This is a genomic window from Methylobacterium sp. J-068 (genome assembly GCF_022829445.1).
Classification (GTDB): domain Bacteria; phylum Pseudomonadota; class Alphaproteobacteria; order Rhizobiales; family Beijerinckiaceae; genus Methylobacterium.
The window spans coordinates 1-10,415 of sequence record NZ_JAKSXY010000039.1 but is presented as its reverse complement, the minus strand read 5'-3'; the positions used below and the strand labels follow the sequence as shown (position 1 = coordinate 10,415).

11 protein-coding genes are annotated in these 10,415 nt (G+C 61.7%); 4 read left to right on the top strand and 7 right to left on the bottom strand.

From position 1 onward, the window contains the following. Both MKK54_RS03060 and MKK54_RS03055 read right to left on the bottom strand, forming a co-directional pair. Positions 1 to 1,683: phage terminase large subunit family protein (locus tag MKK54_RS03060; RefSeq protein WP_244009055.1), on the bottom strand; the 1,683-nt coding region annotated here is incomplete at its 3' end. Positions 1,684 to 1,717: 34 nt separating this feature from the next. Next, positions 1,718 to 2,371, bottom strand: a complete 654-nt coding sequence (locus tag MKK54_RS03055) for a hypothetical protein (RefSeq protein ID WP_244009053.1) — start codon at positions 2,369 to 2,371, stop codon at positions 1,718 to 1,720. 699 nt (positions 2,372 to 3,070) lie between these two features. Here MKK54_RS03055 and MKK54_RS24715 point away from each other — a divergent pair. Then, the gene (locus MKK54_RS24715; RefSeq protein WP_409564118.1) at positions 3,071 to 3,376 is read left to right on the top strand and encodes a GCG_CRPN prefix-to-repeats domain-containing protein; all 306 of its coding nucleotides are present in this window, start codon (positions 3,071 to 3,073) and stop codon (positions 3,374 to 3,376) included. 162 nt (positions 3,377 to 3,538) lie between these two features. On the opposite strand, the gene MKK54_RS03050 is transcribed toward MKK54_RS24715, so the two are convergent. Beyond that, a complete protein-coding gene (locus MKK54_RS03050) occupies positions 3,539 to 3,760 on the bottom strand; it encodes a hypothetical protein (protein ID WP_244009051.1) in 222 nt (73 codons plus the stop codon). 619 nt (positions 3,761 to 4,379) lie between these two features. Between MKK54_RS03050 and MKK54_RS03045 the strand changes: the two genes are divergently transcribed. From MKK54_RS03045 to MKK54_RS03035, 3 genes are read left to right on the top strand one after another with little or no spacing between them, the layout of a single operon-like run. Next, a complete protein-coding gene (locus MKK54_RS03045) occupies positions 4,380 to 5,486 on the top strand; it encodes a TadE/TadG family type IV pilus assembly protein (protein WP_244009050.1) in 1,107 nt (368 codons plus the stop codon). A gap of 37 nt (positions 5,487 to 5,523) precedes the next feature. Next, a complete protein-coding gene (locus MKK54_RS03040; protein WP_244009048.1) occupies positions 5,524 to 6,150 on the top strand; it encodes a TadE/TadG family type IV pilus assembly protein in 627 nt (208 codons plus the stop codon). 12 nt (positions 6,151 to 6,162) lie between these two features. Beyond that, a complete protein-coding gene (locus MKK54_RS03035) occupies positions 6,163 to 6,804 on the top strand; it encodes a TadE/TadG family type IV pilus assembly protein (protein ID WP_244009047.1) in 642 nt (213 codons plus the stop codon). 24 nt (positions 6,805 to 6,828) lie between these two features. Here MKK54_RS03035 and MKK54_RS03030 read toward each other — a convergent pair whose 3' ends face one another. From MKK54_RS03030 to MKK54_RS03015, 4 genes are all read right to left on the bottom strand, one after another. After that, positions 6,829 to 7,542 carry a hypothetical protein gene (locus MKK54_RS03030; RefSeq protein ID WP_244009045.1) on the bottom strand — a complete coding sequence of 238 codons (714 nt, stop codon included), beginning with the start codon at positions 7,540 to 7,542 and terminating at the stop codon, positions 6,829 to 6,831. Positions 7,543 to 7,586: 44 nt separating this feature from the next. Then, on the bottom strand, positions 7,587 to 9,128 hold the full coding sequence (locus tag MKK54_RS03025; protein ID WP_244009043.1) for an AAA family ATPase: 1,542 nt from the start codon (positions 9,126 to 9,128) through the stop codon (positions 7,587 to 7,589). 207 nt (positions 9,129 to 9,335) lie between these two features. Beyond that, on the bottom strand, positions 9,336 to 10,010 hold the full coding sequence (locus MKK54_RS03020; protein ID WP_244009041.1) for a hypothetical protein: 675 nt from the start codon (positions 10,008 to 10,010) through the stop codon (positions 9,336 to 9,338). Between the two features lie 152 nt (positions 10,011 to 10,162). Then, on the bottom strand, positions 10,163 to 10,415 hold a 253-nt coding region (locus tag MKK54_RS03015), incomplete at its 5' end, for a DUF837 domain-containing protein (protein ID WP_244009039.1).

Sequence of the window (10,415 nt, the reverse complement as noted above, 5' to 3'; positions counted from 1 at the left end):
GGTCAGCTGCTTGACCTGATCCTCGGTGACGTCGTCCGGGAGGTGGACGAAGCCGGCCGGAAAGGGCTTGCCCTCGGGCGGGCGGTGGAGCGCCAGGCACCCCATGAGTTCCTGCTTGGCGAACGAGGCGCCGATCCGGATCGTCTTCAAGCCGCGGCGCAGTTTCTTGCCCGCCCGTGTCGCGTCCTTCGCACCCACGCCGAGGAACGCCGCCGCGTAACTGTCCTGGCCGTCGACCGCGTGAACGGCTCGCCCGGCCTGGGTCCTGACGAAGGCGTAGACCTCGGCCGTGAAGCCGCTCGAATCCACGCCCCAGTCGCGAACGCGCATGTCGGCGCCGCTCTCGTGCTCCCAGGTTTCGTCGAACATGGCCTCGAGGTCTTTCCAGACCTGGGCCCGGACCGTGTCGCCGGGGAGCACCCGGTGCTCGATCAGCCAGCGCTCCCGGTTGCGCCCGAAGGCCCAGACGCTCGCCTCGAGGCGGTCCTTCTGCACGTCGACACCGCCGAACAGGATGAGGCCGCCGGCCGGCACGGTGCCGCTGCGATATCGATCCTTCCGGGCGTAGACGTCCTGCCATTCCGGCGCGTCGGCGCCCTCTTTCCATGTCCGCGCCAGCTGGGTGTTGAAGAACGTCCTCAACGCCTCCGGGCCTCGTCTCAGCGCGCGGGCGAACTTCGCCACCGTCTCGCGGATGGTCTGCTTCGGGGCGTAGAGCTTCGACGCCTGGAAGCCCGCGTGATCGTTCGGCACCGCCTCCGCGCCGCAGTGGATGCACAGGGCCCGGGCGACACCGTGCGCCTCGGCCGCCCAGCGCTCCGGGGTCTGGTTTTCACCACAGCAAGTGAACGGGCGCGTCTGCCGCCACTCGACCTTGCGCAGCGCGACGTGCCGCTGTGGCTCCGTCATCGGATGCTCGCAGGCCACGCACTCGTAGCGCGCGGTCTCAAGCCGGATCTTGCCGGCCTCGTCCTTATCGAAGCGCACCTGCTCCCATTCGAGAGGATGCCAGCCGTGGCACCCGGGGCACTCGACGAAGGCCTTGCGCTGGTCGCTCTCCTCGTAGGACGCCTCGATGGCGCTGCGGCCCGCGATCGTCGGCGAGCAGGCCCGCACCGAGAGGCTGTTCGCCTTGAACTCGGCCTGGCGCTCCTCGGCTAGGTCGATGGGTGAGCCCTCGCCGCCGGCCGAGAGCGGGTACTTGTCGATCTCGTCGCAGCAGAGCAGTCGGATCGGCCGCATGGCGAGGTTGGTCGGGCTGTTCGAGCCCACGAGGGTGATATGGCCGCCCGGGAACTGCTTGTGCGTCAGGGTCGCGCCGGCATCCCGGGACTTCAGGTCTCCGAAGATGTCGCGAAGGGCTTTCGAGTCCCGGATCATCGGCGCGAGCCGATCCTTCGAGAAGGTCTCGGCCGCGTCGTCCTTCGGCTGCACCACCAGGATGGGGCACGGGTCGATGTGGATGAACCGCCCGAGGATGTTCTCGATGACGGTCGTCTTCAGCAACTGCGTGCAGGCCATCAGGGTGATGGTGGCCACACCCGGCTCCGTCGCCGCCAGCATCGGACCGCGCGCAACCTCGACCCGGGAGGTGACGAAGCGCCCCCCGTTCGAGGATTCCTTGCTGAGGCGCCGGAACTCCTCTGCCCACTCGACCACGTTGAAGTCCCGCGTCGGGGTCATCCCCTTCCGCCAGGACCGGAGCAGGCTCCCCGTATCAGCCGAAGTCTTCTTCAGGATCGCCGAGCTCGGAGAGGTGCTGTTTGACATAGGCGTTCAGGATCGCCGTCAGCGCGCGGGGGTCGACCTTCAGCTCATCGGCCATCGGGATGGCGACCCGGGCGGGCCAGGATAGCCACGCGTCGCGGACGTCGCGCGCCTGGTCGAAGAACAGCTTCTCGGCCGCCTCGCGGTCGACCAGCTTGCCCTCGTTCTTCTCGACCTCCTGCTTGCGCTGCAGGCCGAGGAAGTTCTCCTTCCGGCGGATGGCCTCCGGGAGAGGGAGGTTCGTCGGGTCAAGGCCCGCCTCATCGACCTGAGCTTCATCGCCGCCGCGCTGCGCAGCACCGGGCCGCGGCATCGCCTCACCGATCGTCTGCCAGGTATCCGGCTTGGGCTTGGCGGGCGCCTTCGGCTCCGGCGCCGACCTGTTACCTGGGACGGTCCGAACGGGGCGATGGGTAACACCGCCGCGATCGTTCGCTGGCCGCTGGTCGAGGGCCCGTTCGGTGGCCTCGATGTCGATCAATCCGGCCTCGCCGAGGACCAGAATACCCTTTTGCTTCCAGCCCGTTACCGTCTTCCGGGACACGCCGCGTCGGCGGGCGAAGTCGGCTTGGCTTAGGAATTTAGCCCCGGTCGTTTCGGCCATGGGCGCTGTTACCTGTTACCCTGTTACCGGGTTTTGGGACCCTGGCGCTAGGAACATTGGGGACCCCGACCACCCGTATACGTTTTGGGTACCCAGGGTCCCTACTGCTGTAATGCCTGACCTTCGCTGCCGGAAACCCGATCGCATCCATCCCGCAGTGCGGCATTGAATACATCGATCTACATCGTGACAGCATCGAAAAACTCGAACGATCAACGATCTCTTAACAGAGTCTTAACCAAGCTATGCTCGATTTGGGAACGGAGATCTTCCAGCCCGCTTGGTCAGACATGGAAAGTTGATCAAGCCTAGTTCGGAGGGAGGCGACAGATGGTGTCTTTTGCTTCGGTCTATCGTGACATTCACGCCCGGATTATAATCGCCGTTCAGTCTGGCGTCATCGGGCAAAGCTCGATCGAACACATGCTAGCGCTCAAGGTAGCCCACGAGGGGATGGGTAAGCTGAGCGAGCGCGAAAGACGCTATTACCGTTGGCAGGTGGAGCCCCTTCTGGACAGTCTCTCCGTAACAGGCTGGGCGTGACCAGCCGACCTAAGCGTTCTCTCGCTCACAGAGCCTGCGGGCACGCTTGCCTCGTCCGCGCCGTAATCCCGTCAGCAGCCATTCACCAGGCAGAGATCAGTCTGCGCTTTTCCCCGCCTGAATGGGCAGGCAGGGCAAGATCGAGGAAATCCTCTGATGAAGCACCTGAGAGTGCTCGGCATGACTGCGGTGCTCGCTGGCAGCCTTGGCTTTGCATCGGCGGCTAGTGCCGCGCCGATAGGCGTTGGCACGCTCGGCTCTTCCGAGCGTAGCGCTTCGGTCGAGTTGGTAGCTGGCGGGTGCGGTCCCGGATGGCACCCGAACCCCTGGGGTGAGTGCCGTCCGAACCGCCGTCCGCCGCCGTATTGGGGTGATGGGTACGGCTATCGTCGTCCGCCGCCGCCCCCGCCGCCCGAGTACGGTTACGGCGGCTACGGTGGGCCGCGCCGATTCTACTACTGAATGCACAAGGGCGTCTCCATGAGGGGCGCCCCAGGCGTGTGGCTCACTCCGCGATCTGGCCGATGGTCGGCCCTCACGCGCAGGAGTCCGCCAGCGGTGGTCTACTTGGCTAACCAGCCTACATCGTGGTGAAAACGGCTGTCCCGTCACGGCATGCGGGAGTTAGTCACCACCCCCACCCGACGATCCGCCATCTCCACCGGACGAGCAGGACGTTCCACCGCCGGAGCAGGAGATCGCGTCGATGTTGATGTTCGCGTAGCCCAGGCCTGCGTTGGCGTAAGTCTCGGCGTCGGCACCCGCACCGTATCCTGCCGTTGCAGAGGCGTTCGGGACGTTGGAGTCGCCGTCCGTTCGCTTCAGCCGGTGGGTGCGTTCCAGCATCTTCTCCTGACGCCGCCAGAGGCAAAGACGCAGCCTGTGCACCTAGTCGTAGAACATGGTGGCCAACCTTCAAGGATGACCGACGTCATGCTGACCGGTCGGCTCGGGCGTTTCGATCCTCTCTACGCCCAATCCCGATCCTCGGACCGGAGCGCGCGATACGGACGAAACAGAAGGTCGCTGGGCCTTTGCTGCTTCTTACCGTAAGGCATCCGCTACGAATGCGGGTAGGTCGTCCGTTCCCCTAACAGTTTCCACGAAAAGCTTCGCGGCGATCTCGGCTTGAGGCGCATCTCTCCTATGGAAGAACCGGCAGGACCTGTCTCGGCCTCACATCCGTCCTCGCGCACGATCCGTCCATATTGTTCTGATATCGGCGCAGACTACACCTATCATAGAAGAATGCTAAGTCAAGATACTAGCAACACATACGCTCGGACCATCAGAGTGCCGTGCGATCTGCTTGATCTCAAACTGTACGGATGAGGGCAGTGGTCGGTAGAAGTGCGAATGCGACCCCCGTATCCAGAGGGCACACAGGATGCGTTCGGAGAACGCATCCTTAGTAATGAGACGCAAATGATATGTTTACGAAATGTAAAGGAGGGAATGAGAGAAGATGTTTGGCCAGCTTATCGCTGGACGCGCCTACGGAACTCTTACGGCCATGCAGACGCTAACACGCCTCCGGCGCTGCGAGGATGGTAACATTCTCATCATGTTCGCTTTGCTTCTTCCCGTCATTTTCGGGATTGGCGGGGCCGTCGTTGATTATGGCAATGCCATTCGTATCCGGTCCGTTGAGGCCACCGTTGCGGACGCGACGGCGTTGCTTGTCGCGAACGCTGACACAACCGCTGCAGCTGCCGAGGCTTTCAACCTTGCGAATGCGCAGCTCACCTCCACCCTCGGTACCCAAAGCGAAACTGGCGGCTTCAAGATCACTGGGAACTGGCTTGATGGGTCAAACTACCGCGTGACTGTCTCGATGATCATGAAGACGGCATTCATTCATATCCTTCCCGGAATGCCCAATCAGATCGAGATCAGCACAGCTGCTACAGTGAATCGTGTGGCGCCCGTCTACGAAACATCGGCGCCGTCCCTAGCTCAGCTGTCGCCAGAAGCTGCGGACTATAATCGCGTTTATATGTATTGCTACTCCTCAGACCCCAAACGGCAGAAGGATGCTGATGCGGGTCGGAGGGGGCTCACTCCCATTGCCGATAACGCATCCCCTCCCTCGTCTTACGATACAAGTAAAATGCCTGTTTGCGGGCAGAATGAAGCTGTTAGCTATATGCTACGGAACGTTCGTGATGCTCGAACGACTCCATCTCGGTGGAATGAAATAGGATCGAACGCATATAACTACTATACAGATCTCGTCATTGACACAGGAACTCGTGTCCAGACGATGAATATGAAGGGAAACAACGTCGGCACGAACGCGACGATTGACGTCGTAAAGTATCCAATGCTGGAAACGATCATCTGTGACAGCCTCAAGGATTGCAGCCCGAAATCGTCGGGTGGCATTATTCCCGACAGGAAAACAGGTCGATCGCCAAACGTTGCGAAGGCAAGCTGTGAAGAAGGAAAATACATGTACTATGGATGGGAGGACCGTCCGGGAGGCGATCAAGATTATGATGATATCAGATTGATAGTTTCCTGTCCGAAGCAGGTAAAGGTCGTCGATAAAAAGATAAGGATCGTCGAGTAATAGCAGGTGACTATTAAGGTGTCGCGAGTGCTGCGTTATGTATGATCTACACACATTGGTGCAAGGGCCGACGTATGCCTTAGGCATGCTACGTCATGCGTCCAAGCAGGTAAGACGCGATATCAGCGGCGCTTCTGCAGTTGAGTTCGCCTTGATGTCCGGTCCTTTTATATCGATCATTGGTGCCTTTTTTCAATTTTGCCTTATTGTTTGGGCAAATCAGAACTTGGATGAAGCTCTTCAAAGATCGGCTCGTACACTTTACACGGGCGGTTTTCAGTCCAGCAACAAGTCTCTGAAGGACACTCAAGCGCTGCTTACGTTAATGCGAAACAGTATATGCGGGTCCTCGCAGGTTGGAGCAACGGTTTTCGGCTGTAGCGGATTGAAGCTGGATATTGCAGTCGTCTCGAACTTTTCAGCAGGGAATGTGCCTAAAATCATCGATGATCAAACTGGCACTTGGTCAAAGGATTTCGGCGGAGGTTATGCTTGTGCCAAGCCAGGCGACATCGTCGTCTTGACGGCTGCAGTAAAATACGCGCTTGCATTTAGGTATCTCAATTTCGGATTCGATAGTTTTGGCGATGGGTCGAGTCTGATTGTGTCCACGGTCGTCATGCGCACCGAGCCTTATGACACGTCTAGTGGATCAGCCTGCTGAAGAGGCGTCGAGATGATGAGGCTCTTTCCCAGTTGCAAAATCCTCAGCCGGTTCGTTGGCGACAGGCATGGCGTATCAGCCATCGAGTTCGCAATGGTGTTGCCTATTTTACTTGCTATTTTTGTTGGTGTCATTGAGTTCAGCAGGGCATTGGACAATCGGCGAAAAGTTTCTCTCTTGGCCCGGACCATCGCAGACCTGACCTCTCAGGCGGCCACGACCTCTCCCGTCTCACTGGCTGCTATGACCGACATCTTGGCAAGCTCGCAGCTCGTTTTACGTCCTTTCAAAAATGATGCGGTCAAAATCGTCGTAACCGCGCTCGGCCTTGATCTCAATATCGTCAACACAGCGCCCCGCGTGTGTTCGAGCTTCGCAGCCTCTGGGGCCGTTGCAAGAAGCATTGGTTTAGCAGGAGATTTGACTGTTCCTCCTGGTTTCAGAATGCCGGGGATGCGGTATCTCCTAGCTGAGGTTCAGATGCCCTACACGCCTGTTTTTGGGAAAAACTTGATGAAATTTGTCGGTGATATCGACAATAATTTTACGTTTAGATCATCGGTGTCTTGGCCGGTACGCGCCGGAACTTTATTTAAGCCAGGCCTCTATAACGAAATAGTCCTTCCAAATGGTTCGGCTTGCCCATTGATTTAGTTTTACCTTGGGGGCATTCGCTCTCTAAGCAGTTTTATGTACGTCTTCGATTGGCAATGAGACGTTGAAGGCTGAGCCCATTATTGCGATCGAGACGACGCCGACTGTGCCGCCTGTGGCTGTTCCTACAAAAGTGGCGGCAAATCCGCTGAACATTCCGGAGCCGGCTCGCACCGGGTCGCCGGCCCGCAAGCCAACCAAAGGGTTCAGGTTTGTTCGCCCCGCAAGTTCGTCCTCGCCCTGTCTCCGCATCCATCTCAGCCCCTCGGCGTTCATGCGCAGGGGGCCGGCCGTGCGTGAACCCAGGATTCCGGTCAGCCCGTGCACGTTGCGCTGATCGATGTCGCGCTCCCGCAGGGCTGCGAGGGTCATGTCGCAGAGACCACCGAGAACACCGAGGAAGAGATACGAGCGCATGATGGGACGCTGCTGCTCACGACGAGGCACACGCAGGTTCGATCGAACAGACCGCCTCCAGGAGAACTCACAGGGCACATAGGCCAGAAATGGCGTTTCACCTGCTCTGGCACCGCCCAACATGATCCGCCGAACGCTAGCGGCGGCCGAGAGCTCCCGGCTGGGCGCCGTCGTGCAGATGTACCAGCGCACGCCTTTGGCCCAGAGGTTCGGCGTCTTGTTCCTGCGCTCCTCCGGGATCGGCTCATCTTGAGCGACGATGACATTGTGCTGCGGCGTCGCCTTCGCGTCGAAGCCCCGTCCGTGTCTGCTAGCAGGCATGATGTCGGTCCTCGGTTTGCAACAGGGCGGTGCGCAGGAGAGCCTCACGGCACGAAGGCCCGAAGCTCGTCGTCGAACATCAGCGAGACGTCGCCGATCTTGCCCGTTTCGTGGAACTTGACCTTCCGGATGCCGACGTTGGCGATGCGATCGTGCGGCGAGGCGCGATGGATGACGACGCCGATCTCGGCCTTATTGGCCCAGGTGGCGCCGTCCGCGATGTCGTAGAGGGACATCGGCTCACCGGCCTTGACCGAGAGGCCGGCCGCCTTCGTGGGATGGGCCACGACGACCGTGCACACGTCGTAGGAATGGGCGAAGCGCTTCAGCAGGCGGATGGCCCGGTTGGTGTAGTCGGCCACGTTCTCGCCCGGCCGGCGCTTGTGCTCGACCTCGTTCCAGGGATCGAGGAGCAGCATGGAGATGCCCTCGCGCACCACCGCGTCGGCGGCACGGTCGATGACCCACTGAACGTCGGCCTCGGTCTCGTCGTCCTCGGGCGCCAGGGCGATGAAGACGAAGTGTTCGTCGATGAAGCGCCGGCAGCCGTCGCATTCGGGCTTGGTCCAGAGGGAGCGCGGCTTCTGGAGAAGGAAGCCGATCAGCATGTTCTCCAGCACGGGTCGAACGTGCATCTCGAACGAGGCGATGGCGATGCGCCAGCCGTGGCCGCGGGCCATGTTCATGGCGATCTGGGTCATCAGCGCGGTCTTGCCGCCACCGGGCAGGCCGCTGACGACAACGAAGGCGCCGCGGTACAGGCGCATGTGCAGGTCGAGAGGCGGAAAGCCGGTGGTCAGGGCCTGAAGCGGAGGGCGCTCCGGGAAATCGGAGAGCTTGTAGAGGCCCTTCACCGGGAAGGGCTTCGCGGTCGCGATGCAGGCCAGCACGGCATCGGACCCGAAATGGTGCAGCACCTCGTTCAGGTCTTTCGCCGGTCGCAGGACGCCGTCCGCGTCGGGCACGCACGGCTCGGGTGGGTAGTTCACCATCGCGCAGCGGGACCGGCCGAGGCGGCGGGCCAGTTCCAGGCTGAGACGGCTCCCGGGCTCGTCCCCATCGGTGGCCAGCACGAAACGGCGAATCCGCTTCAGGCGCTCCCAGTTGTTCGAGACGTAGCGGTACTTATCGTCGTGCTCGGGCACCACGTCGTCGGCATTGTCCGGCACGGCGATGAGATTGCCAGCCTCGTCACGGGCCGGCGGCGCGCCGTCGGGGACCGAGACCGCGAACGGGAAGCCGGCCTGGATGGCCGCGATCGTGTCCAACTCCCCCTCGGTGATCACCGCCGAAGCCTGTCCGGAGTGCAAGGCCGGATCGTCGAGGACGTCGGCGTTGAAGAACGTCTTGCGGGCGCCGGCCCGCTGCCAGAACCGCTTACCGCCTTTCGCGTCCCGCACCCGGTACTTGGCGTTCACCTCCGCGCCGCCGTCGATGTACGGGAACACCAGGATCGTCCCCGTGACGTCAGGAGCCGGGTCGCCACCCGGAACGTGCTTGGCGCTGTAGATCCCCAAACGTGAGGCGGTCTCGCTCTCGATGGACCGGCTTTCCAGCCAGGTGACGGCCTTGGGGTTGAGATGCATCGTCGAAGAACTTTCCGCCGCTCAGGTCGCAGTTGAGGCATCGAAACCCGACGCCACCGGCGTCGATCGTGACGCCCAGGGAGCGGCGTCGGCGGTTGGCGGCGTGCTTGGCGTGGACCGCGCAGTTCGGGCAGATCGCGTAGTGCCGGCCGGGCGCTGTGGACCGCAGGACGATCCCGAGTTCGCGAAGGATCTCATCGACCGATCTCACGGCACGTAGCCGCAGGCCTTCGGCTTGGGCGCGTTGGCATTGGCGATGGCCTCGGCCTTGATGCGCTCGACCGCGAGCCGCGCCTCCCGATCCCGTTTGGCCAGGGCGCCGGGCACGGCGAAGAACCAGTTCGGCTGCTCGGCGGCCCAGCCGGCAAGCCCGGTCAGCTCGGCGCGCAATCCGATGCTGGGGAACGCCGCCTCCCACTTTCGGAAGTCGGCCTCGTTCAGCCGGATCACGCCAGCCTCGAAATGATATCGGCTCGTTTCGGGCACCGATCGCGAAGCGGCGGTGCGAGTGTCAGGCTCAGGTTTCTCAGGATGAAGCTTAGGTGTCTGTTCTTCCTCCTTCCCCTTCATCCTACATCCTACATCCTCCATCTGAGAGCCGCATTCGGAACCAGTTCCGGCCGAGTTCGGAACTGGTTCGGAACCCGATGCGAACCGCTTTCTCCCGGTGGTGGCGTCAGGGCGCGATCCATCGCCATTGAAGCCGGCGTAGTTCCGAAGAGATTCCGGCAGGGGGTGGACGACCTTCGGCGACTTCGGACGCTGGTGCTTCACGAAGTTGCGGACGACGCCGTAGGAGCGCCCTTCCTCGAAGCGGCAGATGCAGCCCGCGTTTAGGAGTTCCTGCAGCAAGGGCTCGACGCTCTCGGTCGAGGCCGGCATCAGGCGCATCTTCAGGGTGAGCGGCTTCCACTCGAAGACGCCCTGATCGTCGGCCTCGCACCAGAGGCCGATCCATAGGACTTGTGCTGGCGCCGACAGGGAGACGAACGCCTCGTCGGTGAAGAGTCCGGGGTGAATCGATCGTATGCGGCTCATGCCGGTCCTCCTCCACGTACGCGGGCCTTCAATCGGCTGTTCTCGACGGTCAGCCGGGCGATCTCGTCCTCAAGGTCGAGGTGGCTCCGCTCGTCCGAGGCAAGGTGCGCCCGCATGAAGGCCGTGTAGGCATCCACCGCGGCTTGATGATCGGCGAGGTCGTCGCTGGTCTGGGCGAAGCGCTTGGCCTCCACCCACCGGTCGAACAGGCAGGACCGGTACGCCTTCACCCGCTCGACGATGGGCGGG